26 protein-coding genes are annotated in these 26009 nt (G+C 65.4%); 21 read left to right on the forward strand and 5 right to left on the reverse strand.

Annotated elements, in window-relative coordinates; all coding sequences use genetic code 11:
• Positions 1-120: 120 nt before the first annotated feature.
• Positions 121-1620: a collagen-like triple helix repeat-containing protein gene (locus BPHYT_RS08150; RefSeq protein WP_012432668.1), complete on the reverse strand. Its 1500-nt coding sequence runs from the start codon at positions 1618-1620 to the stop codon at positions 121-123.
• A gap of 655 nt (positions 1621-2275) precedes the next feature.
• Between BPHYT_RS08150 and BPHYT_RS08155 the strand changes: the two genes are divergently transcribed.
• The 14 genes from BPHYT_RS08155 to BPHYT_RS08220 all read left to right on the forward strand — a co-directional run bounded on the left by BPHYT_RS08155 (position 2276) and on the right by BPHYT_RS08220 (position 16194).
• Positions 2276-2455 carry a Flp family type IVb pilin gene (locus BPHYT_RS08155; RefSeq protein ID WP_012432669.1) on the forward strand — a complete coding sequence of 60 codons (180 nt, stop codon included), beginning with the start codon at positions 2276-2278 and terminating at the stop codon, positions 2453-2455.
• A gap of 140 nt (positions 2456-2595) precedes the next feature.
• Positions 2596-3096, forward strand: coding sequence for an A24 family peptidase (locus BPHYT_RS08160; RefSeq protein ID WP_012432670.1), 501 nt, complete (start codon positions 2596-2598; stop codon positions 3094-3096).
• Positions 3093-3590, forward strand: a complete 498-nt coding sequence (locus tag BPHYT_RS08165; protein WP_012432671.1) for a TadE/TadG family type IV pilus assembly protein — start codon at positions 3093-3095, stop codon at positions 3588-3590. The genes BPHYT_RS08160 and BPHYT_RS08165 overlap by 4 nt, the downstream gene beginning before the upstream one ends.
• Before the next feature lie 100 nt (positions 3591-3690).
• A complete protein-coding gene (gene cpaB / locus BPHYT_RS08170) occupies positions 3691-4641 on the forward strand; it encodes a Flp pilus assembly protein CpaB (protein ID WP_012432672.1) in 951 nt (316 codons plus the stop codon).
• Positions 4642-4683: 42 nt separating this feature from the next.
• The gene (locus tag BPHYT_RS08175) at positions 4684-6090 is read left to right on the forward strand and encodes a type II and III secretion system protein family protein (RefSeq protein ID WP_012432673.1); all 1407 of its coding nucleotides are present in this window, start codon (positions 4684-4686) and stop codon (positions 6088-6090) included.
• 132 nt (positions 6091-6222) lie between these two features.
• Entirely contained in the window at positions 6223-7464 is a 1242-nt protein-coding gene (locus BPHYT_RS08180; protein WP_012432674.1) for a fimbrial protein, read from the forward strand.
• Between the two features lie 3 nt (positions 7465-7467).
• On the forward strand, positions 7468-8877 hold the full coding sequence (locus BPHYT_RS08185) for a CpaF family protein (RefSeq protein WP_012432675.1): 1410 nt from the start codon (positions 7468-7470) through the stop codon (positions 8875-8877).
• Positions 8870-9898 carry a type II secretion system F family protein gene (locus BPHYT_RS08190; protein ID WP_012432676.1) on the forward strand — a complete coding sequence of 343 codons (1029 nt, stop codon included), beginning with the start codon at positions 8870-8872 and terminating at the stop codon, positions 9896-9898. Before BPHYT_RS08185 ends, BPHYT_RS08190 begins: the two co-directional genes overlap by 8 nt.
• 2 nt (positions 9899-9900) lie before the next feature.
• Positions 9901-10911: a type II secretion system F family protein gene (locus BPHYT_RS08195; protein WP_012432677.1), complete on the forward strand. Its 1011-nt coding sequence runs from the start codon at positions 9901-9903 to the stop codon at positions 10909-10911.
• Between the two features lie 9 nt (positions 10912-10920).
• Complete coding sequence (locus tag BPHYT_RS08200) at positions 10921-11775, forward strand: tetratricopeptide repeat protein (RefSeq protein WP_012432678.1); 855 nt, start codon at positions 10921-10923, stop codon at positions 11773-11775.
• A gap of 47 nt (positions 11776-11822) precedes the next feature.
• Positions 11823-12137 (forward strand): DUF3613 domain-containing protein, encoded by a 315-nt coding sequence (locus BPHYT_RS08205; RefSeq protein WP_012432679.1) that lies wholly within the window; start codon positions 11823-11825, stop codon positions 12135-12137.
• Between the two features lie 109 nt (positions 12138-12246).
• Positions 12247-14016 carry a TadG family pilus assembly protein gene (locus tag BPHYT_RS08210; protein ID WP_238535640.1) on the forward strand — a complete coding sequence of 590 codons (1770 nt, stop codon included), beginning with the start codon at positions 12247-12249 and terminating at the stop codon, positions 14014-14016.
• Between the two features lie 10 nt (positions 14017-14026).
• The gene (locus BPHYT_RS08215) at positions 14027-15418 is read left to right on the forward strand and encodes a sigma 54-interacting transcriptional regulator (RefSeq protein WP_012432681.1); all 1392 of its coding nucleotides are present in this window, start codon (positions 14027-14029) and stop codon (positions 15416-15418) included.
• Between the two features lie 47 nt (positions 15419-15465).
• On the forward strand, positions 15466-16194 hold the full coding sequence (locus tag BPHYT_RS08220) for a DUF2968 domain-containing protein (RefSeq protein ID WP_012432682.1): 729 nt from the start codon (positions 15466-15468) through the stop codon (positions 16192-16194).
• A 408-nt stretch (positions 16195-16602) separates the two neighbouring features.
• Here the strand turns inward: BPHYT_RS08220 and BPHYT_RS08225 are convergent, their stop codons facing one another.
• Positions 16603-16791 (reverse strand): hypothetical protein, encoded by a 189-nt coding sequence (locus BPHYT_RS08225; protein ID WP_012432683.1) that lies wholly within the window; start codon positions 16789-16791, stop codon positions 16603-16605.
• Between the two features lie 354 nt (positions 16792-17145).
• Between BPHYT_RS08225 and BPHYT_RS08230 the strand changes: the two genes are divergently transcribed.
• Positions 17146-17376 carry a hypothetical protein gene (locus BPHYT_RS08230; RefSeq protein WP_041758872.1) on the forward strand — a complete coding sequence of 77 codons (231 nt, stop codon included), beginning with the start codon at positions 17146-17148 and terminating at the stop codon, positions 17374-17376.
• Between the two features lie 20 nt (positions 17377-17396).
• Here the strand turns inward: BPHYT_RS08230 and hfq are convergent, their stop codons facing one another.
• A complete protein-coding gene (hfq, locus tag BPHYT_RS08235; protein WP_012432685.1) occupies positions 17397-17915 on the reverse strand; it encodes an RNA chaperone Hfq in 519 nt (172 codons plus the stop codon).
• 409 nt (positions 17916-18324) lie between these two features.
• On the opposite strand from hfq, the gene BPHYT_RS38605 reads away from it, so the two are divergent.
• The 6 genes from BPHYT_RS38605 (at position 18325) to BPHYT_RS08260 (ending at position 23022) form a co-directional block, all read left to right on the forward strand.
• Complete coding sequence (locus tag BPHYT_RS38605) at positions 18325-18462, forward strand: hypothetical protein (protein ID WP_166799229.1); 138 nt, start codon at positions 18325-18327, stop codon at positions 18460-18462.
• Between the two features lie 14 nt (positions 18463-18476).
• Positions 18477-19007 (forward strand): sigma-70 family RNA polymerase sigma factor, encoded by a 531-nt coding sequence (locus BPHYT_RS08240; RefSeq protein ID WP_012432686.1) that lies wholly within the window; start codon positions 18477-18479, stop codon positions 19005-19007.
• Positions 19007-19858, forward strand: coding sequence for an anti-sigma factor family protein (locus BPHYT_RS08245; RefSeq protein ID WP_012432687.1), 852 nt, complete (start codon positions 19007-19009; stop codon positions 19856-19858). Before BPHYT_RS08240 ends, BPHYT_RS08245 begins: the two co-directional genes overlap by 1 nt.
• A 273-nt stretch (positions 19859-20131) precedes the next feature.
• Complete coding sequence (locus tag BPHYT_RS08250) at positions 20132-20599, forward strand: hypothetical protein (protein ID WP_012432688.1); 468 nt, start codon at positions 20132-20134, stop codon at positions 20597-20599.
• Positions 20600-20865: 266 nt separating this feature from the next.
• Positions 20866-22443, forward strand: a complete 1578-nt coding sequence (locus tag BPHYT_RS08255; protein ID WP_012432689.1) for an FAD-binding oxidoreductase — start codon at positions 20866-20868, stop codon at positions 22441-22443.
• Between the two features lie 120 nt (positions 22444-22563).
• Entirely contained in the window at positions 22564-23022 is a 459-nt protein-coding gene (locus BPHYT_RS08260) for a hypothetical protein (protein ID WP_012432690.1), read from the forward strand.
• Here BPHYT_RS08260 and BPHYT_RS08265 read toward each other — a convergent pair.
• Positions 23019-24122, reverse strand: coding sequence for a DUF1571 domain-containing protein (locus BPHYT_RS08265; protein WP_012432691.1), 1104 nt, complete (start codon positions 24120-24122; stop codon positions 23019-23021). The two genes, BPHYT_RS08260 and BPHYT_RS08265, sit on opposite strands and share 4 nt — an antisense overlap.
• 37 nt (positions 24123-24159) lie before the next feature.
• On the reverse strand, positions 24160-25965 hold the full coding sequence (locus tag BPHYT_RS08270; RefSeq protein WP_012432692.1) for an AMP-binding protein: 1806 nt from the start codon (positions 25963-25965) through the stop codon (positions 24160-24162).
• Positions 25966-26009 lie beyond the last annotated feature (44 nt).

Consider the following 26009-nt stretch of genomic DNA (forward strand, 5'->3'; position numbering starts at 1 on the left):
CGAATGTCTGAGCGGCGCGGCCCAGTTCAGCCCGGAGTCGGGAAGCGCCGGGACGCGGCTGGCGGGCCGCGCTCCGGCAGGGTCTTGCTCGACGTATTTCGCTGTTCCCGGGAGGGCTGCTTACTTCTTGCCCAAGCCGCCGAGCAGGCCGCCGACGAGCGACGTCACCGGTGCGAGCGGATTGTTCGAGGTGCCTTTGCCCGTGCTGGTCGACAGCGACAGGCCGGCGCCCGAGTTGGTGGAAGCGGCGGCGGTCGTGGTGGCCGGCGCGGCGCTCGCCGTGGTGGTGACGCCGCCGAGCGCGCCGGTGACGCCCGACAGCAAACCGGTGACCGGTGCGAGCGGGCCGCTGCTGCCGCCGGCTGCGCCGGAGAGGCTGCCTGTCACGGTAGAGAGCAAGCCGGTAACGGGCGCGAGCGGGCTGCCGCCGCTCGATGCGCCGCCGACGGCGCCGGTCAAGCCGCCGAGTGCACTGGTGAGCGGCGCGAGCGGGCCGCTGCCGGTGCCGCCGGTCAAGCCGCCGAGTGCGCTGGTGAGCGGGGCGAGCGGGCCACTGCTGGTGCCGCCGGTCAAACCACCGAGCGCGCTGGTAAGCGGTGCAAGCGGATTGCCGCCGCTTCCGCCCGTGAGCAAGCCGCCCACTGAAGCGACCGTCGCGCCGGTGTCGGTGACCGTATGGCCGAGTGCGGCCGTGACCGGATTGCCGCCGGTCGCACTCAACAGCGCGCCGGCCTTGCCGAGTCCGCCGCCGACCGTCGAGAGCAGGCCGTTGAGCGGCGCGCCGAGACCCGTGGTGTTGCCGACCGTTTGCGTGGTCGCGGCGACCATCGACGTGATCGGCGTGATCGCCGTGCTGAGGGTTTGCGTGACTTGCTGGACCGGGCCCGTCGAGAGGGCGGTGGTGAGCGTGCCGCCGCCGTTAGTGACCGCGCCGCCGAGCGTGTTGACCACGCCGCCGAGCGGCGTGGTGATCGCCGACAGCGGAGCGAGGGGGCCGCTGCCGAGACTCGTCACGAGGTTGCCCGCGTCCGTCACCGCGCCGCCGACATGGCTCACGACACCGCCCACGCTAGAGACCGTCGTGCCGACCGCGTTGCCGCCGGTACCGAGCTGGCCGAGCCCTTGCGACACGCCGTTGCCGAGCGTCGAAACCGCCGAACCGACTTGCTGCACGATGCCCCCGGCGGACTGCGTGGTTTGCGAGCTGACGCCCGGCAAAGTCTGCGAACCGATCACGGTACCGATGCCGGTGACCGCCGAGCCGGCGTCGCTCACCACGCCGCCCGTGTTGCCGACCACCGTGCCGAGCGCGTTGGCGACGGGTGTCGTGCCCGTACCCGTTCCTGTGCCCGTACCAGTACCAGTACCAGTTCCCGTTCCCGAGCCGTTGCTACCCGTGGTCGTGTTCGCACCGGCGCCCGCACCCGAACCCGAGCCGCCCGAACCCGTCGAGCCGCTGCCGGTCGTGGAAAGTGTGCCGCCGGCGGAGCCGCTGCCGCTGCTGCCGGTGCCGGAGCTCAGGCTGCCGGAGCCTCCGCAAGCACCAAGAGAAAGCATTGCGGCCACGCTGGCTGCAATCAGGGTTGCCCGTAACGTCGTGTTGGTCGTTTGAATGTTCATGTCGCCCTCGCATCGCATGTGTTGTTGGATGTTGCTGCGTGCCTGTCTCTGCACGAGCCGTGCCATTTCGACTGAACAATGCGGATGATTTTTTCGGCGTGAGCGGCAGGGCCAGGCGTGATAAGGCTTTGCGGGCAACTGACGGAGGGTGCGCTAAACCAGATTGCGCCCACGTAACCCGATGCGCGGCGCATTTGCACAGCCGGCGTAACGTAACGAGCCGCGCGCGCCGTTACGACGTACGGCGTAACGCGGTCGCGCGAAACCGGTCCGCGCGCTTGAAACGTTCTGTTGAAACAAATAATTAGTGGAGCGAATCTAACTTATGGTTATTCCTATGTGCTGCAACGCACGAACTGCCGTTAACTAGAGTGAGTGGTAAAAATGCATACCGGGTGAGGATCGGCGCAGCCGACAATTGCTTAAAAATGATTGTTCGGCTATAAAACCCGAAAGCACTGAAGATTGATGACGGAGGTGGGTTATCGAACAGACAACTCATACGCAAGTGTTTTATTGAGGGGCGCTGCAAGGCATGGCGCTGCGGTGCAATAGACGAGACTGGGAATGAGAGCTCAACGGTCCGCGCACTGAAGGCACATCGCCGAAAAATGCAGAACGATACGAACGAAATAAATGAAGTCCGAGGGTTCAAATGAAAAAATTCGCACAACGCTTCCTGGCCGATAACAAGGGCGTGACGGCTATTGAATATGGCCTCATCGCAGGCCTCGTGGTGCTCGTGATCGCTACCGCGGTGACGAATGTCGGCACGAACGTCTCCACTGTCTTGCAGCAAGTCGCGGACAAGATCACCGCTCCGGCCGCATCGTAAGAGGCAAACCGTAAACGTTGCGCGAAGCAGCCGGCGTTTCGACGTCCGCCTGCTTCGCGCAACGTAATAACGCATCGCTGAATCGTTAATGTGGATTGCATTGCAATCCACATGGCGCAGCTTCGCCTGTCGAGTGCGAAATGAATGTTTCCGTGGGCATTTTCTTATTTATCGCTTGGGCAGCGGTAGTCGCAATTGGCGATTGCCGTCGGCGGCGTATATCCAATTCAGTTGTTCTCGCCGGTCTGGCGGCGGCATTTTGCTGCGCGCTTTTTCAATGCGGGCCTTTCGGTATTTCGCTGACTCAGTCAGGAATCGGCGCATTAATCGGTCTTGCTGCATTGCTGCCATTTTTCGCGCTCGGCGTGATGGGCGCCGCGGATGTCAAAGTCTTCGCCGTCCTCGGCGCATGGTGCGGCATGCACGCGCTGCTCGGTCTATGGATGGCCGCGAGTCTCGCGGCCAGCGTGCACGCTTTGTGGCTTCTGATTACCACTCGCACGCGGCTCGCAAGCCTGGCCCGTCAACCCGGCGCCACATTCGAACTCGCCGGCAAAGCATCCACGCCTTACGCAGCGTGTCTCGCCGTGGCCGCGAGCGGCTGGCTCGTCGTGCACGGCATGGCGGGAAGCGTGCGATGAAAAGCGCCATGACGCAACGCGCGCGCTCGCCGCATCCGCGCATCAAGGTGCGCCGCGCGCATGCGCAGCGCGGCGCCACGGCCGTCGAATTCGCGCTGGTGTTCCCGCTTTTCTTCACGATCCTGTACGCGATCGTCACCTTCAGTCTGATTCTCGTCGCACAGCAGAATCTGACGCTGGCCGCGGAAGAGGGCGCGCGCGCCGCGCTGAACTGGCAGAGCAACACGTCGATGCAAACGGCGTTGACTAATCGCGGCAACGCAGCCTGCGCGGCGGCGAAGCTGGTCGCCGCGACGCTCGTGCAGTCGATGCAATGCACGCCGTCTTCCGCGGCATGCGGGCCGAGCGGCGCGATGCAATGCGTGAATGTCCTGGTGAGCTACAACTATCAGGCCAATCCGCTGGTGCCGAGCTTGCCGTTGCTGGGATTCGCGCTGCCGAACACGCTCACGAGCAGCGCCACGGTCCAACTCAATCCGGAGAACATTCAGTGACGCACGCGCCGGCACCCAGCCCCTTCGACCTCCTGGTCCGTCAACGTGTGATCGAACGCGCGCACGGCACGGCATCGTTTAACCGAAGCAGTCAATCTTCATGCCGAATCTGACCAAAATTCTTGCGGGCGTTCTGATCGCGGTCGCGCTCGTGCTCGGCCTGTTCGCGTGGTCGCTGTCGCGCCGCCCGGCGCTGGTCGCGGTCACGCCCGCCACGCAAGCGAGCTTCCGGGTAGTGGTGGCGACTCACACGTTGCCGGCGGGCAAAGCCATCACCGTCGACGATGTGCGCGTGCAGTCGCTGCCGATCAATCCGAACGGCGCCTTCACGGACCCCGCGCAACTGGCCGGGCGCGTGCCGAACGCGGAGATCGGCGCGGAATCGCCGGTGCTGGAAAGCCAGTTGTCCTCGGGACTCGCCGAGCGCGTCGAACCGGGCGAGCGCGCGCTGGCTGTGCGAGTCGACGAAGGCAACGCGGTCGCCAACCGGTTGCGGCCCGGCAATTTCGTCGACGTGTTTTTCACGCTCAAGCGCGACGCCAGCATCGGCAACGGCGGCGAAATCGACCGCACCCAGGCGCGTTTGCTGATGTCGAAAGTGCGTGTGCTCGCGTTCGGCAATGCGACCGCGAGCGGCGACAGCGCGGGCGATCCGAACGGCATGGTCCGCACCGCGGTGCTGGCGGTGCCGGTCGCCGATATCGACCGTCTGACGCTCGCCGAGAGCGCCGGCCGTCTGATTTTCGCGCTGCGCAATCCCAAGGATCCCGAAGTAATCGACCAAAGCGTGTTGCCGGCCTATCCGGGCGTGCTGAAGACGGCGGCGCATGCGGGCGCGGCCGAGCCGCTGCGGGACTCGACGCGCGCCGCGGTCGGCGTGGCGCTCGACTCGTTGTCGGGCACCGCCAACGCGGGTGGCGCGAGCGCCGCCGCGCGGCCGCCGTTGCCGCATATGCCGCTGCCGCCGACGCGCGTGGCGGGCAACACCAACAGTACAAAGAGCGGTATCGAAGTGATACGGGGTGGGCGCGCCGAAACGGTCGCCTGGTAAGGGGTTTCAGGGAGCGGACGGCCAGGCGCGTCCAATAATTACATGACAGAACGGATTTGTGTTTTCAGGAAGGCGGCGTGTCTCGGCCTGGCTTTGCTGGCCGTATCGGCGGCGACGGATGCGGCCGGTCCGGCGCAGCGGGCGCAAGCCGCGCCGGCGGCCCAGCCGCATCAGGCCGCGTTTGCCCCGCCCGCGCAAGGCATCGACCTGACGGTCGGCGCGCAGCGGCAGATTGCTGTCGGCCACACGCTGCAGCGTGTCGCGATCGGCGATCCGTCGGTGGCCGACGTGCTGATCATCAAGGGCGACAAGCGCGGCGGCGTGCTGCTGGTCGGCAAGGCCGCCGGCACCACCAACCTGATGCTGTGGTCACGCGATCGTGACGCGCCGCTGCAATACACCGTCAACGTGACCACGCCGGCGGCCGCCTCGCTGCTCGGGGCCGATACGCCGGCCGTCAAGGTCCTCGGCGGCACGGCGATCGTGTCCGGCACGTCGGCGACCATGGAGGCGCACCAGCGCGCCGTGGTCGCGGCGGAGGGCTCGCTCGGCAAGGACGGTGCGGTATTCGACACGTCGACGGTCGCCAGCCGCGCGGTCGTGCAGGTAGATGTGCGGGTCGTCGAGTTCAGCCGTTCGGTGCTCAAGGAAGTGGGCTTCAACTTCTTCAAGCAGAACAACGGCTTCACGTTCGGTTCGTTCGCGCCGTCGGCGTTGAGCTCGGTATCGGCGACGGCGGGACAGGCGCCGAGCCTGACGGGTGTGACGCCGATCTCGTCGGCGTTCAATCTGATCTTCAACTCCGCGACGCACGGCCTGTTCGCCAACCTGAGCCTGCTGGAAAGCAACAACCTCGCGCGCGTCCTGGCCGAGCCGACGCTCGTGGCCTTGTCCGGCCAGAGCGCCAGTTTCCTTGCCGGCGGCGAGGTGCCGATTCCGGTGCCGCAGGCGCTCGGTTCGACGTCGATCGAATTCAAGCCGTATGGCGTGGGGCTCACGCTCACGCCGACCGTGCTGAGCCCGCAGCGCATCGCACTGAAAGTCGCACCGGAGGCGAGCCAGCTGGACTTTGCCAACGCGGTGACGATCAGCGGCGTGTCGGTGCCCGCGTTCACCACGCGGCGTGCCGACACCACCGTCGAACTCGGCGACGGCGAGAGTTTCGTGATCGGCGGGCTGATCGATCGCGAGACGGCGTCGAATGTCTCGAAGGTGCCGTTGCTCGGCGATCTGCCGGTGATCGGCACGTTCTTCAAGCAGTTGAACTATCAGCAGAACGAGAAGGAGCTGGTGATCATCGTGACGCCGCATCTGGTCTCGCCGCTCGCCAGGGGCGCGACCTTGCCGTCGACGCCGGGCGAGCAGTCCGAGCAGCGCAACGGGCCGGTGTGGCGTTCGCTGATCGGCGGCGTGGCGGCACGCGATGCGTCGCCGGGATTTTCGAAGTGAGGCCGGCAGGCGCCGTCGCGGCGCGGCGGCCGAACATAGGTGTGAGCCGGCGCGCGCGCGAACTGCGTGCGTGCGCCGGCAAGCGGTACGACGTGGGGGCTTTGCCGCCTGTGCGGCACAAGGATGTCCAACATGAACGCGAGAACGCATTCATTGACTGAACGGGCGGTCACCGATTATTTCGTGTTCGCGTCGCTGGCCGACGAGCACGTGCATTGGCTCGCCGATACGCTGGTGGGCGCCGGCGTGGTCGAAGCGGCCACGCTCGATCCGTCGATGCTGATGCAGCGCATCGCGGCGCTCAATCCGTCGCTGGTGTTCGTCGATTTTTCCGGCGGCCGCGCCGCGGCGGCGAGCGCTGCCGCGAACGCAGTACGCACCGCTTATCCGGGCATGCAGATCGTCGCGCTGGGCTCGCTCGCCGAACCCGAAAGCGCGTTGGCGGCGTTGCGCGCCGGCGTGCGCGATTTCATCGATCTGTCGGCGCCGGCCGAAGACGCGCTGCGCATCACACGCCAGGTGCTCGACAATCTCGTCGAGCCGGTCAGCCGCCATGGCCGAGTCACCGCGCTGCTGGGCGCGCGCATCGGCATGGGCGTGAGCACGCTGGCCGCGAATCTCGCGGTGCTGCTGCAACGGCGCGACTCCGCGCAGGGCCGGCAGGCCGCCTTGCTCGATCTCGGCCTGCCGGCCGCCGACGGATCGCTGCTGCTGAACACGCGCAGCGAATTCAATTTTGTCGAAGCCGTGCGCAACCTGCGCCGCTTCGATCAGACCTTCGTGCATACCGCGCTGTCGCATCACACGAGCGGCCTCGCGCTCACCACGCTGCCGCCGAATCTCGCCGATATGCGCGAGGTCTCCTATTCGTCGTCGATCGGCTTGCTGAACCGTCTGCGCGCGTTCTTCGACCAGCAGATCGTCGACCTCGGCGGCTTCACCAACAGCGAGTTCATCGCCCACGTCGTGCAGGCCGCCGACGAAACCTGGCTGCTGTGCGACCAGGGCGTGGCCTCGATCGTGTCGGCCGTCGGCGTGCTCGACGCGTTGCGCGAAGAGGGCGTGGAGACCGCGAACGTGCGCTTGATCGTCAACAAGTTCGACGCGGAGCTCGGCCTCGCCGCCGCGCAGATCGCGCAGCGTCTGGATATTTCGCTGCTCACCGCCTTGCCGGAGCGGCGCGTCGCGCTTGGCCAGGCGGTCAATCAGGGACATCTGCTGGTCGATGCCGCCGCGCGCGATCCGTATGTGCGCGCGCTCGAGCCGTTGATCGAGCGGCTCGGCGGCGGCGAGCGCGCGGCGGCGCAGGCACGCGGCAAATCGGCACTCGGCGCGCTCAAGCGCTTCATTCCAACCACTCACAAGCGGTCATAGACGATGGCAAAAGAGATCGAATTTGCCGACGACGCGCCTTCGTTCGCGCATAGCCAGCAGTTCCAGGACATCAAGAACGCGGCGCACGAACATCTGCTCACGCGCATCGAAGAACTCGGCTCCGAGTTCGGCCGCTGGTCGCGTAACGCGATCAACCAGTTCGTCGATCTGGAGATGGACAGCTTCGTCAGGCTGCGCCGGATACCGATCAACGAGAGCGAGGTGCGCCTGATCGCCGAGGCGCTGACCAAGGAACTCGCGGGCTTCGGTCCGATCGAGGATCTGCTCGCCGATCCGGCCGTCGAAGACATTCTGATCAACGGCTACAACGACGTGTACGTGTCGCGCCACGGCATTCTCACGCGCATCCAGGTGCGCTTTGCCGATAACGCGCATCTGCTGCGGATCGTGCGGCGCATTCTTGCGCCGATCGGCCGGCGCCTGGACGAATCGAATCCGATGGTGGATGCGCGTTTGCCGAACGGCGGCCGCGTGAACGTGGTAATCGAACCGCTCTCGATCGACGGCCCGATCGTCTCGATCCGCAAGTTCCGCAAGGATCCGATGCGGCCCGACGATCTGCTCGGCAACGGCACTTATAGCCCGGAAATCGGCGCGCTGCTCGAGGCCGCGGTGGCGGCGCGCTGCAATGTGCTGGTGTCGGGCGGCACGAGTTCGGGCAAGACCTCGCTGCTCAACGCGCTGGCCTTTCATATTCCCGAGCCGGAACGGGTCGTGACGATCGAGGACACCGCGGAACTGTCGCTGAACCATCCGCACGTGGTGCGGCTCGAAAGCCGCCCGGGCGGTTTCGACGGCTCGGGCATCGTGACGATTCGCGACCTGCTGCGCAATACGTTGCGGATGCGGCCGGACCGCATCATCGTCGGCGAAGTGCGCGGTGGCGAAGTGCTCGAAATGCTGCAGGCGATGAACACCGGCCACGACGGCTCGATGGGCACCGTGCACGCCAGCTCGCCGCGCGAATGCCTGTACCGGCTCGAAATGCTGGCTGGTTTCGCGGGCTTCCAGGGCACCGAGTCGAGTCTGCGCCGCCAGATCGCCAACGCGATCGACTTCATCGTACAGATCGGGCGGCTTTCCAACGGGCGTCGGCGGATTCTGTCGATCACGGAAGTCACGGGGCTGTCGGACAACATCATCGCGACTCAGGAGCTGTATCGCTATGAGCCTATCCTGACGGCCGAAGGCGACGAGCTCGACAACTGGGTTTCGCTGGGCATTCATCCGCACTCGCCGAAGCTGGCGCGTTTCCGTCAGGCGCTGGGAGGCGGTGAAGCAGGCAATGCGTTCGGCAACGCGGGCTTCGGCGGATCGGGCGGCGGCGGTTTCGGTGGCGGCAGTGGTGGCTTCGGCGGTGGCGGCGGCTTCGGCGGAGGCTTCAATGTCTAGCGCGGTTCTGGTCTTCGCGGCGCTCGCGCTACTGTGCGCGGCGCTTGCCTTGCTGCTCTGGCAGCGCGGCGCGCAACGCAAAGGCCAGGCGAGTGCGGAACGTTATATCGACAGCCGCATGGCGATGCCAACCGGCGCAGCCGTGGGCGGCATGGGCGGCGGTGCGGCAAGCACGGCGCGCGCGGCCCCCGCGCGCGTCACGGCCCAGCACGCCGTGATCGCGCCGCAGGCGCCGTCGGCCGATGCGGGCTGGCTCGCGCGCTGGCGGTACGGCCAGGCGCGCGTGCGCTTCATGGTGCAACACGCGATGGCGCGCGCCGGCATTGCCAATGCCAAAGCACCTGCCGCGATCGCCGGCGCGATCGTGATGCTGCTGTGCGGCTGGGCCGCCATGGTGGGCGGCGCGCTCGCGGCCTGCGTCGCGTTGATCGCCTGCGTGATGTTCTTCTATTTTCTGCTGACGATGCGCGTGAACAAACGCCGTCAGCAGATCGTTCGGCAGTTGCCGCTCTTTCTCGACGGCATCGTGCGTCTGATCACGCTCGGCAATAGCGTGCCCGCCGCCTTCCAGGCCGCGCTGCAAACCACCGAGGCGCCGTTGCGCGAATGCCTCGACTACGTGTCGCGGATGTTGCGCACCGGCGTCGAAATCGATCGCGCGCTGTCGCAGGTTGCGCAGATCTACGGCGTGCGCGAACTCGAACTGGTCGGCGCCGTGCTGCGGCTGTCGGTCAAATACGGCGGCCGCGCCGACGTGATGCTCGAACGGATGGCCTCGTTCATGCGCGATCTCGAACACGCCGAGCGCGAGCTGGTGGCGATGTCGTCGGAAACGCGGCTGTCGTCGTGGGTGCTGGCCATGTTGCCGATCGGCATCGGCGGTTTTCTGATTCTCTCCAATCCTAAGTATTTCGCTTCGATGTGGTTCGACCCGACTGGCCGGCAGCTCGTCTATCTGGCGTTCGTGCTGCAGGTGCTCGGGGCATATCTGCTGTACCGCCTCGCGAATCTGAGGAATTGACGATGCAAACCCAACAACTCCTCGCACTCGCACTGGGTCTCGCCGCGCTCGGTTTACTGTTGATCGCCGGCCTGGTGCTGGCGCGCGTGGCGGCCGCCCGACGCAGCGAACGCACGCTGCGGCACGCACTCGACGAGCGCGCGGTGCAAAGCGCGGCGCTCGCGGCTGCGGCGGCGCGTGGCACAGAGGGCGCGCAGGCTGGCGCGAAGGCAGCCGCGCGCAGCGTGCCGCCCACGGGTTTCAAGGGCCTGCTCGAACGCTTCGCGCATACGGGGATTCGCTGGCTCGACACGCCGTTCGGCCGCCAGGTCGTCGCTGAAGAAGATCGCCGGCTGCTGGAGCAATGCGGTTTCGTGGATACGCGCACGCGCGGCCTGTTTCTGCTGGCGCGGCTGGTGGGCGCGCTGGTGCTGCCGGTGCTCGCCGGCACGCTGGCGAGCACCCATCTGGACGGGTCCCGTTATGGGGCGCTGGTGATCGTCGCCGTGATGGCGGGCTTCATGCTGCCGAAGCTCGTGTTGCGGCGGCGTGCCGGCAAGCGCCGTCACGCGGTGGTCGATGAGTTGCCGCTGCTGGTCGATTTGCTGCGTCTTCTGCAAGGCGTGGGTTTGTCGCTCGATCAGAGCTTGCAGGTGGTGGTCAACGATTTTCGCGGCATGCTGCCCGTGCTCGCCGGCGAACTGGAAATCGCGCAGCGTCAGTTTGCCGCCGGCCGCACGCGTGAGCAGTCGCTGAACCGGCTCGCGTCGAGTTACGACAACGAGGATCTGCGCGCGGTGGTGCGTTTGCTGGTGCAGGTCGACCTGCACGGCGGCGCGGTGCAGGAACCGCTCAAGCAGTTCGGCGACCGGCTGCGCGAGGCGCGCCGCGCGATGCTGCGCGAACGCATCGGCCGGCTCGCCGTGAAGATGACGGGCGTGATGATCGTCACGCTGTTGCCCGCGTTGATGATCGTCACAGCCGGCCCAGGCGTGCTGGCCGTCCAGCATTCGTTGGGCAAGGTGAAGCACTAAGGATTTGCCATGACTCACAGTCTCTCATTCGATTCCGTCAAACAGGGCGCCCGCTTCGCGGCGGCGCTGGCCGCGTTGTCGCTGCTCGGCGCGTGTGCGTCCAAAGACGTCACGGGCTATGGCGTCGGGCCGCAGGCAGAACGCGCCGTGATGGCGCAGCAGGCCAACAAGGATCCCGCGCCGGACACGCCCGGCATGTACCTCGGCCTGATCGATCAGATGCAATCGCAAGGGCTGTACTTCGCTTCGCTCGCGCATATCGACGCGTACGACAAACAGTACGGCGCGAGCCCCGACTCGATTCTGCTGCGCGCCGACGCGCTGCGCATGACCGATCAGCCGGGCGCCGCCGCGAACGCATACGGACAACTGCTGAAGACGCCGCTCGCCACGCGCGGTTATCGCGGCCTCGGTCTGATCGCGGGCGCGGCGGGCGACTTCGCGCGCGCCGCGCAGGAATTGCAGCAGGCCGTCCAGCTCGCGCCGACCGATGCGACGACGCTGTCGGACCTCGGCTATGCACGCTTGCGCGACGGCGATGTGGACGGCGCGCGCGTGCCGCTCATGAAGGCGGCGGAACTCGACCAGACCAATCCGAAGATCATCAGCAACGTCGCGCTTTATCTGCTTGCCAATGGCAACCAGGCGCAGGCGCTGGCGATCATGAACCAGCAGAAGCTCGCACCGGACGTGCGCGCCGCGATCTGCAGCGATGCGGCGAAAGTGGCCGCGGCGGGGCGCGCGCAAACCCGCGGTGCGCCCGCGCAACAAGAGTCGGGCGCGCTCGGCACGGGCGCGCGCACGGTCGCGAGCGCGCAGGGCATCGAGCCCGCGCCGCGTCTGTTGCAGCGTTTCGCGCAATGAGCGCGCGGCGACTTCGTGGTGATGCATCAGGCAATCAGGGAGCAACAATGAGAAACACGACAACGAAGCGGGCCTGGCGGGCGCCGATGCCGTGCCGGTGGCTGGCGACGGCCGCGACGGCCGGGGCGCTGCTGGGCGCGTCAGTCTCGGCGATGGCGCAGACGAGCGACATGACCCCGGCGGATCAGAGCGCGCCGCCGGCAGTGCGAGCCAGCGAAGTGGGTCACGCGACGCGCGCATGGCTCGATCTGCAAAGCAGCAACAAGCAAGCCGCGCCCGCGCTGCCGATGCTCGGGGCCGAAGCCGGCCTGGCCTACCGCCGCTACATGGAATCGTTCAAGAGCAAGATCCCCGATCTGTAAGGCTCGGCGCTGAACACGGGCAGTGGCGGCAACGGTGCGATGGCCGTCAACGGCGGGCTCGGCGGAAGCGGCGTCGGATCGAACTGATATGCGTCGATTGTCTTTCGCCATGAGACGTGCCGCGTGCCGCGCGCATCCCCTGAGGATGCGGTGTGCGGGCGCGCGCCGTCAGCATGGCGCGGTCGCGGTGGTCGCGGTGATCTGGCTGAGCGTGGCGATCGCGGCGCTCGGCGCGCTCGATGTCGGCAACGTGTTTTTCGCGCGCCGGCAGTTGCAGCGCACGGCCGATCTGGCGGCGCTGGCGGCGGTCCAGATGATCGGCTCCACGGGCGGCTGCGCGACGGCCACCACGGCCGCGCAGCAGAACGCGGCGGCCAATGGGTTCACGGCCGGCGGCACGACTTCCATCAATACGACATGCGGCCGCTGGGACACCAGCAAGAGCACCTATTTCGGCACGAGCGGCAATCCGCTGAACGCGGTGCAGGTGACGACGACGCAGGTTGTGCCGTACTTCTTCCTCGGACCGAGCCGCAACGTTTCGGCGACGGCTACTGCGTTCGCTTCCAACATCGACGCGTTCTCGCTCGGCACCGGCATCGCGTCGATCAATACGCAGCAGTCGGCGTTGCTGAATGCGATTCTTGGCGGTTTGCTGAAAACCAGCGTGTCGCTGAGCGTGGGCGACACGCAGAGCCTTGCCACGGCGCACATCAAACTGCAGGATCTGATGGTGGCGCTCGGCGCCTCGACCATGCAAGGTTTGCTCGGCACCACGGTGAGCTTTCAGCAGTTGATGGTCGCGATGGTCACCGCATTGCAGGCAGGCGGCGACACCATCAATGCGTCGATTCTGCAGAAGGTGGCGGTGGCTATTCCCGGTGGGCAGAACATCACGATCGGCGACGGCGGTGCGTCTTCGCCCGGGCTGCTCGCGCTCGGCCTTGCCAATCCGAACGCCGCGGCAACCGCGACGGTCAACGCGTTCGATGCGTTGCTGGTCGCCGCGCAGATCGCGGAGCGCAGTCCGGACGGAACCCAGGGCAACGCGCCGGTGATCAATGTGGCGGCGGGTCTCGCGGGCGTGGCGGGCATTTCGCTGCAGGTCATCAAGCCACCGGTGCTGGCGGTCGGCGAGGGCGGCATGTTGCCCAATGGGACGTATCGCACGATGGCGCGCACGGCGGTGGTGAACGCGAGCGTGAATCTGCTGCCACTGACGTTCGCGCCTATCAGCCTGAATCTTGGCATCGGCTCGATCAGCATTTCCGCCCTGAGTACACCGATCATGCTTTCGCTAACGAGCGCGCAGGGCACTGCGGCGCTCAGTTCGGTCGACTGCGAGTCGACCAAGGCCGCGACCAATGCCACGATTCTGGTGCAACCGAGCATCGCGACGGTCTGCGTGGGGGCGAATTCGACTTGCGGCGGAACGATCAATGTCGCCGAAGTTACGGTGTGGACCCTGCTAACCGGCACGAACGAACTCACGAAAATCGCGATCAACGGAACGGGGCAATTGCCCTTGGCGCCGCCTTCGCCCCAGCCCGTTACGTTCAACGGCGCGTCCGGCAGTTTCGATTCGTCGGTCACCGTCAATTCCAATGCCGTTGGCAGCGATGCGTCGACGCTGACCGCGCAGCTACTCAAGGTGTTGCCGAACACGCTACAGGTGACCGCCTTGGGACTCAATCTAACTGGTGTGATCCAGCCTTTGCTCTCGGCCCTTGCACCGGTGCTGTCGGCTGCACTACAACCTGTCTTCGCGCTGCTCGACGCGGTGCTCGTGCCCACGCTAGCGTTGCTCGGCGTGCAGGTCGGCACCGCCACGGTCCACAACATGTCGCTGACGTGCGGCGTTTCGCAACTGGTCAACTAGCCAATCCAAGATGAGAACCACCACCAAAATCGAGGAACTCGATATCTACGTCTGGGAAGGCAAGGCCGACATCGTCGACCGGGTCGCGCGCTGCATGGCGAGCTTCGATGTCGAAGTGATCCGTGCGGACGATATCGCGATTTCGCCCGAACGGACCGCGCTGCGGCCGTCGCTCGCGATCATCAGCGTGTCGGTGATCGACAGCGGCGCGCTGATCCTGCGCGACTGGCAGGCCGCGCACGGCATTCCGGTGGTCTGGGTCGGCGCCGCGCCGCGCGAGCACGATCCGGCCACCTATCCGTCCGAGTACTCGCATATTCTGCCGCTCGACTTCACCTGCGCCGAACTGCGCGGCATGGTCATGAAGCTCGTGCTGCAAATGCGCGCGCACAGCGCGAAGACGCACGAGTCCGACGCGATGATCGCCAACTCGGAGTGCATGCAGGCGCTGCTGCACGAAGTCGACACCTTCGCCGATTGCGACACGAGCGTGCTGGTGCACGGCGAAACCGGCGTCGGCAAGGAGCGCATCGCGCAACTGCTGCACGAAAAACATAGCCGCTATGGGCAAGGCCCGTTCGTCGCGGTGAACTGCGGCGCGATTCCGGACGGCCTGTTCGAGTCGCTGTTCTTCGGTCACTCCAAAGGCTCGTTCACCGGCGCGGTGGTCGCTCACAAAGGCTACTTTGAGCAGGCCGACGGCGGCACGCTGTTTCTCGACGAAATCGGCGATCTGCCGCTCTATCAGCAGGTCAAGCTGCTGCGCGTGCTCGAAGACAGCGCGGTCACGCGCATCGGTTCGGCGACGCCGGTCAAGCTCGACTTCCGGCTGGTGGCGGCGACCAACAAACTGCTGCCGCAACTGGTAAAGGACGGCACGTTTCGCGCCGATCTTTACTACCGGCTCGCCGTGATCGAGTTGAAGATTCCGTCGCTGGAAGAACGGGGCGCCGTCGACAAGATTGCGATCTTTAAGGCGTTCATCGCGCAGATCGTCGGCGCGGAACGTCTCGCCGCGTTGTCCGATCTGCCGTATTGGCTCGCCGACGCCGTCGCCGACACGTATTTCCCCGGCAATGTGCGCGAGCTGCGCAATCTGGCGGAGCGCATCGGCGTGACCGTGCGGCAGATCGGCGCGTGGGATGCGGCGCGCCTGCAACGGCTTCTCGCGCTCGCGCGCACCACTCAGCCGGTGCCGGCGGAGAGCGTCGCCGAGGTGCTGGTGGACCGCAGCAAATGGGACATGGCCGAGCGTAATCGCGTGCTGGCCGCGCTCGACGCAAACGGTTGGCGCCGCCAGGATACGGCGCTCTATCTGGGCATTAGCCGCAAGGTCTTATGGGAGAAAATGCGCAAGTACCAAATTTTCGACGAGGAGCCCGAAACGCGGGAAAGTGAGTAATAATGGGCCGGTTGTAATAAAACAAAAACTGTTCGAGCATAAATTACATGGACCGAAAGTTGAAACTGCGACAGATTGCGCTCGCCGCATTGATCGCGATGGGGGCGGCGCAAGGCGTCAATGCGCAGGCTCTGCAGAACAGCAGTGCGAGCGCTGGCGCCATCGGCGGCGTTGTTTCCCAGCCAGGCACGACGGCCGCATTGCCGGCTACCTCACAGGCAGGACAGGCGCAGACCTCAGCCCTCACGTCGGATGAAGCGAAGCAGTCCGCGGCAGGCAACGTGGCGGAATTGCAGCAGATGATCCGCGGTTCGGATCTGAGCGAATTGCGCACCACCTATAACGGCAGTTACGGCGCGAGCTTGCTGTTTTACGGCAAGGAAATGACGTACTACGTGGCGCTGTTCCAGCAGAAAAATTTCTGGCGCGTCATCAAGACGCAGGACGCGACGCGTGCCGACATGATCTACAAGGATTTTGTGCGTCAGACGATGCAACTGTCAGACGTCGAGATTCGCCGCACGCAACTCGAAGCGCAAAAAGCGTTCACCGAACGGATGATCGCGTTGCAGCAGGACAATGCGAACCGTCTGCAGGCGGACCTGGATGTGGCGCGTCAGCAGCAGAGCATCGTGGCGACCCAGCAGCAGCAAACTCGCGCCGAAGCGACCTCGCTGGCTCAACAGAAGGCTTCCGCGCAGGATCAGTTGCGCGCCGCGCAGCGCCAGGTGCGCGATCTGCAGCGTCAATTGGAAAGCGGTTTACCGGTGCGTTAAACGTGATGGTTTGAAGAGCATTCGGTGGGCAGGACGGCGCGGTATTGAATGTGTTGCCCGGCTCACCGGAACGATGGCTCGGTGTTCAGCTGTCTTCGTGCAATGCGCGTGGTTCGTCGGGTCCACGCGAACGGCGTTGCCGTTTCACGCACGCGCTCGATTTTCCTTTCCTACAGCAGTACAAGCCATCCACGTTTATTTCAAGCGTGTTCGCGTAATGTCTCAGGCGCGGCCGGCGAGCGGCTCGCTGCAAATCTTCCTGATGGTCCGGCACGCGCACGAGCGACCGCACTTAACGCGTCGCCCGCGAGATAGCGATGGCGATGCGGATGCCGTTATTTGAGGCGGTCAGGCTTTGGCCGCAGCTTCGTTATCCCCGTGCTCCTCAAGCCGAGCACGCGGCCAGCGCTAATGCCGCTTCTTTCCCTCCGAAGACTCCTTTTTTCCCGGCGCGTGATGCGGGTCCGCCGTATCGACGGCGATCGGATCGCTGGCGGGGAAGCTTTCCTCGAGTGCCTCGTCGAGACGGTCGTCGACGGATTCGGCGGGCGTCTGCGTTGCCGCGGGAGGGGATTCGTGTTGCTTCTTGCTGGTCATGACGTGCTCCGTGAGAAGAGAGTCTGCAAATCAGCATAGCGCAAAGCGGGCTTCGGCGAACATCGGCCGAACGGCCTAATACCGCGCGCCGTAAGTGCCCGCTGCAAAACCGCCAGCCGAACGATGCATGAACCGATGCACGAACCGATGCACAACCCGATGCGGGTTCATCAGCCGAAACTTAAAACCATTGCGCATCAACTCGTTTTCCGTGTGTCGACAGAGCGCGGCGCGGAAAAGAAAAGCAGGCGCCGGCCGCGTGGGCCGGCAGACCGCAACGCATGCCGCGAACCGGCCGTGTCGCGCTCGGGAGGGGCGCAACCAGAACCCGTGAACAACAAGGCAGCGAATAACATGAACCGGAAAAAAAGCGCGTGCGCGTCGCAGCGCCTCAACGCGTCGCACGTCGTGGAAGCTGAGCTGGAACACCTGGATTGGGCAACGAAGCAACCGGCGCAGCGCTTGCTGGACGCCGTATATTGGCGGCGCCGCGTGCTGGCGGTTAAATGCGGATTCGAACTGACGGAACTGCAGGTGATGCGTCTGGAAAAGATCTTGCAGCGGCTCGACCATTCACCGGAGTAGCCGAGCGCTGCCGCGGCCGCTTATTCGCTGCCGCCATTACCGCCGTGATTACCGCCGCCATGGTTGTCGCCGCCGCGGTTGCCACCACCGTGATTGCCGCCGTCGCCGCCCGTGCCAAATAGACGCCGGCGGCGCGTAACGACCACCGGGCCGTCCGACGTGCCGCCGCTACGATCCGACGCAGGCCGGTCCGAAGACGGCGCGCCATACGACTCGCGCGGTTCACGCGGTTCGCGCGGCTCACGGTGATCGCGTGGTTCACGCGAACCGTGCGGGCCACGCGTGGTGTGCTCACCGTGCGAGGGACGCCCAGCGCGCGGAGCCGGACGCGTGCCGGTGTCGAGCTGGATCGTCGAGATCGCGCGCTTGTAGATGCCTTGCAGGCCGACAGGTGTGCGCAGCATCACCAGATACTGATCGAACGATTCGATGCACCCCGTCAGGCGAATGCCGTTGACAAGGTAAATCTCAACGCGCTTTCGTTCTTTGCGCGCAGCGTTCATGAAGTCGTTTTGCGGATGCGATTCTGCGGAAGCCATGGACAATTCAGGTTAGAAAGACGGTTGTTCGCCGCGATTCTACCCTGTGTGGGGGCGGAACGCGTCGGCGGGCGAACTGCGTCCACTATAACGGCTTGTGGGCACATAAGCATCTGATAACTATTGGCTGTAACGTTGAGTTACGAATCTGCGAACGAATGCCGCGTTCTTCCGCCACACGCGGCCCTGCGCCGCGCGGGTGGCGGAAAAAGATGGCGCACGGGTGTGCATCGGGTGGAATAAATCGCCGCCTGAGCGCGTTATATCAGGCATGGCGACGCTGCATCGTGCGCGTGGCCGATCGGCTTGTGCCGGCCGCACCGGGTGTCCGGGCGCTCATCCGCAAGCTTCTTGCATAGGAACAGAGCAGGGCGTTCAAGCGCCGGCTCTGGCCGACAGGAGACTCACCATGAAAGTATCGCGCATCCTTTCCGCCGTTCTGGTTTTGCTGGCACTCGCGGGCGGTACGCTCGCGACGAGCGCGTGCACGTCCGCGACCGATAGCGGCGCCTCGAGCTCGAGCGGCGGCAGCAGCGGCGGCTACTGAGCGCCGCTCGCCGGGTGAATTTCGAAGCCGAAGTGATTTCGTGGCTCCCGCAGCTGCGCCGCTACGCGCGCGCACTGACGGGCGACCACGCGTGGGCCGACGACCTCGTGCAGGATACGGCGGAGCGCGCGCTCGCCCGTTGGGCGGCGTTCCGGCCGGACAGCAATCTGCGCGCATGGCTCCTCACGATCCTGCGGCATCTCTACATCGACCAGTTGCGCGGCCGCCGCGAGATCGCCGTCGACGACGAGAGCGCGCCGTGGCGCAATCTCGAAGCGCCGCAAGGGGAGGTCGACGGTCTCGTGCTGCGCGATCTGCAGCGCGCGCTGTATTGTCTGCCTGTCGAACAGCGCGAAGTGCTGTTGCTGGTCTGCGTGGAGGAGCTGTCTTACCAGGAAGCGTCGCGCGCGCTCGGCGTGCCGATCGGCACGGTGATGTCGCGGCTCTCCCGCGCGCGCGAACACATGCGCGCGTTGCTGACGGAGGGACCGGCGCATGGGCCGGCGCGTAAAAATCCACCGTTGAAAGTAGTGAGAAACCCGTGATGAACAGCGACGACTTCGATTCCAGCTTGCCCGAAGGGCTCGATCTGCGAGCGCTGTCGGCGTATGTCGACGGTGAGTTGCCGGGCGCGGAGCGCGCCGCGATCGAGGCTCAGTTGGCGCAGCATCCGCAGGCCGCCGCGCGCGTGGCCGCGTGGCGCGCGCAGAAAGCCGCCTTGCGCGTGCTATGCGGCGCGCCGCAGCGCAGCGAGCGCGATGAGCGCGACGAGCGCTATGAACGCGAGGCGGCCGATGAACCGGCCTTCATCGTGCTGCGGCGGCGCACGCCGTGGTGGCAGCGCGCGGGCGTCGCGGCCTGCTGGCTGGCGGCCGGCGCCGGGCTCGCGCTTGCTCTCGGGCCGCTCGCGCCGCGTCTGACCGGCGGCGCGTGGGGCGGTCTGGGCGGCAGCCCGCCGAGCTTCGCCGAGCGCGCGGACATCGCTTATGCGGTGTACACGCCGGAGCGGCGTCATCCGGTGGAAGTTGCCGCGAACGAAGAAGAGCATCTGATCAACTGGCTCTCCAAACGGCTGAACCGGCCGCTCTCGGTGCCGTCCTTGCAGGAATACGGTTACTCGCTGGTGGGCGGGCGGCTCTTGCCCGGCGAAGCGGGACCGGCGGCGCAGTTCATGTACGAGAACACCAGCGGCTCGCGGCTCACGCTCTATGTCACCGGCATCTCACGCGACGAAACCGCGTTCCGCCTGTTCCGCGACGGCAACCGGCGCACCTTCTACTGGGTCAGCGACGGGATGGGCTACGCGCTGTCCGGGCCGATCGCGGAAGGCAAGCTGCGCACGATCGCCATCGACGTGTGCAGCGCGCTCGGCGGCAAGCCTGAGTCGTGGCAGTAGCGGCATGTGCGACTCCGCTGCGCGCGACGGCCGCTCGGCAGACGCTGTGCAACACCCGGTAACAGAAACGGCGTGTGCTTGCGCCGCGTGGGCGGAATAGCGCCGCGCGGCGCTGCGTTTACTCGTTGCTGGATCGCGCCGTTACCGCGTGCTTACGCGGGTACGCGGCAAGGTCTTCAACAAGGTAAGCCGACGGGGTTTTCACGGTGCCGATCCGTTTCTCGCGGGGTCGCGACGCCGGCGCGCGTCGGACGGCATAGGGGCAGCAAAATCATGCTCACATTTCATCAATTCGGCAGCGGGCTGTCTGGCGGCATAGCCTGTGTGTGCCTGTGCGCCGCGTGCGCGGCGCCGGTCGAGGCGCAATCGGATGCGTCTGTGTGCCGGTTCGTGGCAGGGCAGGCGGAAATCGACGGCGTCATGCAGCAGATCACCGGCCGCGCGTGCCTGCAACCGGACGGCACGTGGCAGATCGTCGAGGACGATGCCGTCGCTCAGACCCTGGCGGATGGCCCCGTCTACTACTACGATCCATGGTATTGGGGGCCGCCGGTGGTGTTTGGTGTCGGCGTGTCGTTCGTGTTCGTCGACCGCTTTCATCATTTTCATCACATGGATCATGTGCGCTATGTGCATGGCGTGCATGGATCGTTCGGCATGGGCGGGCGCGGCGGTTGGCACGGCGCGGCGCCCATGCACACATGGGGCGGCATGTCGCACGGCGGTGGAATGCGGCGGTGACTTGCTGACAAAGACTCGGGCGGGTGGCATGTGCCGCTGACTCGCTGCGTGATTCGTGTCGCTGACTCGCGGCCAAAGACGCAGGCCGCTGACTCGCTGCCGATGACTTGTGCGGGCGGCTTGTGCCGGTGACTCGCTGTCAAAGACTCGGGCCGCTGACTCGTTGCGAATGACCTGTGCGGGTGGCTTGCGCTGCCGACTCGCCGCCGCCGACTTCGTGCCACTGACTCACTGCCGCGGCTCCGCGCGGCGGCCAAGGAGACGCTTTGACTCGCAGCTTGCCGCCAAAAGTATCCGCCGCGCAGTTCGACCGCGCGCTCGCCGGTTGGCGCTCGATTGTCGGCGAGCCGCAGGTGGTGACCTCGGCGGACGGCCTCGCCGCGTATCTCGATCCGTTCGCGCCCGGCGAGCGCGAAGCGTTTTCGGCGAGTGCCGCGGTCTTGCCCGGCTCCGTCGATGAAATTCGCGCCGTGCTGCGCATCGCCAATCAGTTTCGCATTCCGCTGTGGACCGTTTCGACCGGCCGCAACTTCGCGTACGGCGGCGCAGCGCCGCGTCTCACCGGTTCGGTTGTGCTCGATCTGCACAGGATGAACCGCATTATCGAAGTGAACGAAGCCATGGCGTACGCGCTGGTCGAGCCGGGCGTCAGCTACTTCGATCTGTATGCGCACCTGCGCGACAAGGGCTACAAGCTGTGGGTCGATCCGCCCGCGGCCGGTTGGGGCAGCGTGGTCGGCAATACGCTCGAACGCGGCTTCGGCTATACCGCGTACGGCGATCACGCGGCGTCGCAGTGCGGCATGGAAGTGGTGCTCGCCAACGGCGATGTGTTGCGCACCGGAATGGGCGGCATTGAAATCGGCACCGCGTGGCAGTTGTACCAGCCGGGCTATGGACCCTCGTTCGACGCGATGTTCATGCAGTCGAACTACGGCATCGTCACCAAGCTGGGCGTCTGGCTGATGCCCGCGCCGCCCGCGTATCTGCTCGGTGAAATCCAGTTTCAACACGAAGCGGATCTCGAAGCGATCGTGGAGATTTTGCGGCCGCTGCGGCTCGATGAAACGATCCGCAATCACGCGGTGATCGAGGGCGGTTTGCGCCGTGCGGCCGGCTTGTCGGCGCGCGCGCAGTGGTACGACGGGCCGGGCGCGATGCCCGGCAGCGCGGTGGACGCGATGCTCGACAAGCTGAATGTGGGCCGCTGGAATCTGCATTACGCGCTGTACGGCACGCCTGAATCGATCGACGCGCGCCATGCGATCGTGCAGCGCGCGTTTGCGCGCGCACCGCAGGCGCGCTTTCTGGCGGCGCGCTATGCGGGCGATGCGCAGCCCACGGCGGGTGGCGACCGCAACCTCGCCGGCATTCCGGCGATGAGCGCGTTTCGCATGCTTGACTGGCGCGGCGGCGCGGGCGCGCACGTGGATTTCGCGCCGGTGTGTCCCGCGACCGGACGCGACGCGTTGCGTCAATACACGATGGTCAAGGCGCGCGCCGCGGAATACGGTTTCGATTACTACGGCGGCTTTACGGCGGGCGTACGACATCTGCACCACATTTTCGCGGCGATCTTCGACCGCGGCGACGCGAACCAGGTCGAGCAGGCCGGCTCGCTATTGCGTTCGCTGATGAGCGACGCGCGCGCCGCAGGCTACGGCGAATACCGCGCGCATCTCGCATATATGGATTTTGCCGCGGCCCAATACAGCTTCAACGACGGGGCGTTGCTGCGGTTGTCGGAAACGATCAAGGACGCACTCGACCCGAACGGCATTCTCGCGCCGGGCAAGCAGGGCATCTGGCCGGCGGCGTGGCGCGACCGGCGCGGCTATACCTGAGGGCGGCGTCGATAACGCGAGACGGGGACACTGCGGGACAGCGGGACAGCGAGTCATTGGGACATCACGACAGCACGACAGCACGACAGCACGACAGCGACATGACGGCGGGAGCGATGAATGGACCGGCGCACCTTCATGATGACCAGCGCTTACCTCTCGACCGCGGCAGGCAGCGCGTGGCCGTGGCTCGCGCATGCTGCTGCGTGCAGCAATACGGTGGCGGTGGTCGACTCCACGTTGGCCTACGGCGCCGCGTTCGCCGGCTACGCCTCGCATCGGCAGTTGCCCGTCTTCGAAACCGGCGACGATATCGGCGCGCTCTGGTACACGAAACTCGCACCGCTGCTTTGCGCAACGCGGACACGCACGCCAGCACGCATACCGACACCCACGCTTCAATCGGCCTCCCTGATCGGCCTCACACGCGCCTCCGACTACTTCGTGCTGAGCCAACTCGCCAAAAGCGCGGGCCAGGTAATCGAACACAGTCACGAGCCGAGCGCGGGCTCGGACACGCAACGTGCTCACGTCGCCTTTGCATTCACGTTCGCGCCGCGCGCGCGACGCAAGGTCTAGAACTTGTACGCCTTGTTCTTCGGATCGAAGGTCGAGTCGTCGAATGTTTTCGGCGTGATGGTTTCGAATACGATCTTCTCGAAGATCTTGCCGTCGTTGTCATAAGACTCGACAGTGCGGAAATACGGATGCCGCAGATCGAGGCCGAGCGTTTCCTTCTTCGCGTAGAACTGCGGCTGGCCGGTCGGCGTTTCGAAGGTGAAGGCCACCACGCGCACGCCGTCGATCGTTTTGACTTCCACCTGGGTCGAACGCGGCAAGCCGGCCTCGATGTATTTCTTGCCCTCGCTGAGGTACTGGTTCGCGATGTATTCCGTGCCGAGATCGCGCACCTGATGGTTCGATTGCGCGCGGGCGAGCGCGCCGGTCAGCGAGGTCCACACCGGCATCACGTTCATGATGCCGCCAAGATGCCCGTACATCTCATCGGTACGTTTGGATTCGTCGTAGATGATTTCCTGGCCGGCGCGCGCGCCGTCGGGCAGCCACTTCGCGTAGATGCGCAGCGGGTCGTGCGCGACGCGTACCAGCATGTGATCGGGCTTGTCGGGCCACTGGCCGTGAATGCGTTCCGAACGCGCCATGGTGAACTCGTACGACGGGTAGCCGTTCGGCCCTTCCTTGATATAGCGCGGCAACGCGAGTGGATCGAGCGACTGGAACAGCGCGACCAGTTGCGCGTCATTGAGCTTTTCCATTGCGCCGCTCTGTTGCGCGGCGCGCAGCCACTTCACCTGTTGATCCAGCGTGAGCTTGCCGACCTGCGAGGAGGGCGTGGACGGCGCCTTGACGGCGCTGGCGCTATCGAGCGCGGGCGGCGTGTCGTCGTTTTGCGCGAACGCTACGGACGTGCTCAAGGCGGCCGCTCCCGCGATCAACAGCGTGCTGAGGAGCTTGCGCGTCTGACCGTTTCGCAGCGGCGCGGCAAATGGCTCATGAACCGGCTCATGACACGCGTCACGAAGACACGCGAAGGCCTTGCTGACAAAACCCAATAAGCCCAACAAGCCCGTCCGCAAACCAGCATGTCGCGGTGGCAAACCGGAAAGGCGCATGAAGACGGGCGTGCGGCGTGAACGTGCGGACAGGCGGTGCTTCATGAATCTCTCCGAAAGGTGACGCGAAGCGCCTTCTCTGTCAGGCAGGCTTTTGCTTCGCGAGTTCCTCGTCGCGCAGGGCGCGGCGCAGAATCTTGCCGACATTGGTTTGCGGCAGCTCGTCGCGGAACTCGACGAGCTTCGGCACCTTGTAGCCGGTCAGGTTCTTGCGGCAGTGCGCGATCACCTGTTCGGCCGTCAGCGAAGGATTGCGCTTAACGATAAACACCTTCACCCGTTCGCCTTGCGCCGCATCGGGTACGCCGATTGCGGCGACTTCGCGCACGTCCGGATGCGCCGCGATCACGTCTTCGACTTCGTTCGGATAGACGTTGAAGCCCGACACCAGAATCATGTCCTTCTTCCGGTCGATCAGCCGGATAAAGCCGCGCGAATCCATCACGCCGATGTCGCCGGTGGCGAGCCAGCCGTCCTCGTCGATTACCTTGGCGGTTTCGTCCGGACGATTCCAGTAGCCTTTCATCACCTGCGGTCCCTTCACGCACAATTCGCCCGCTTCGCCGATGTTCGCCCAACTGCCGTCGTCCTTCCTGAAACGGACTTGCGTGGACGGCGCGGGCAGACCGATCGAGCCTTCGAAGTCGCGCATGTTGGAGAGGTCGACCGGATTCATCGACACGATCGGCGAGCATTCCGTGAGCCCGTAGCCTTCGATGATCGGCTTGCCGGTCACCGCCTTGAAACGTTCGGCCACCGACTTCTGCGTGGCCATGCCGCCCGCCATTGCGAGCTTGAGATCGGAGAAGTCGCGCTTGCAGAATTCCTCGTTGTCGAGGAACGCGTTATAGAGCGTGTTCACGGCGGTCATGCCGGTGAATTTCTCGTGACGGATGATCATCATCACGCGCTTCATGTCGCGCGGATTGGCGATCAGAATGTTGCGCCCGCCCAGTCCCATGAAGATCAGCGCGTTCACCGTCAACGAATAGATGTGATAGAGCGGCAGCGGCGTGAGCACCGTTTCGACTTCGCCGGTCAACTGGCCTTCGGACCACGCCTTGGCCTGCAGCAAATTCGCAATGATGTTCTTGTGCGTGAGCATCGCGCCCTTCGCGACGCCGGTCGTGCCGCCCGTGTATTGCAGGAACGCGATGTCGTCGTGCGTGGGGCGCACGGGCGTCAACGGCCGCGAGTAGCCGGTGGAAAGCGCTTCGAGCAGCGGCACCGCCTTGGGCAGGTTGTAGGCGGGCACCATCTTTTTCACGTGCCGCAGCATGAAATTGAGCAGACGTCCCTTCAGATTCAGGCCGTCGGCGAGCAGATCGCCGAGTCCCGTCACGATGACGTTCTGCACTTTGGTGCCGGGCAGTGCGTCTTCCACCGTCTTCGCGAAGTTCTCGAACACGATGATGGTTTGCGCGCCGCTGTCCTTCAACTGGTGCGCGAGTTCGCGCACCGTATAGAGCGGATTCACGTTGACCACCACGCCGCCGGCCTTCAATACGCCGAACAGCGAGACCGGATACTGGAACGTATTGGGCAACATGATCGCCACGCGTTCGCCCGGCTTCACGCCGATGCTTTGCAGATAGGCGGCGAACGCGGTGGCCTTGCGGCCAAGTTCACCATAGGTCAGGTTCGCGCCCACGCTCACATACGCGACACGCTCGCGGAACTGCGCGATGCATTCGTCGAAGAACTGCACGACCGACTCGTATTTCGACACGTCGATTTCATGCGGCACGTCCGCTGGATACGACGCGTACCAGATGCCGTCGGTGTTGGGCGCGTGGTGCGGCGCGTGAGCCTGTGTGGGAGCAGGCGCCGTGTTCTGCGCGGCGGATTCGCCGCCTGGCGCAAGCGTGGTTTGAGTGGGTTGGGTCATGGTCGTCTCCTGAAGCTGTGGCTTCATCTCTTTGTGTGCCGGCC

The organism is Paraburkholderia phytofirmans PsJN (assembly GCF_000020125.1).
Taxonomy (GTDB): domain Bacteria; phylum Pseudomonadota; class Gammaproteobacteria; order Burkholderiales; family Burkholderiaceae; genus Paraburkholderia; species Paraburkholderia phytofirmans.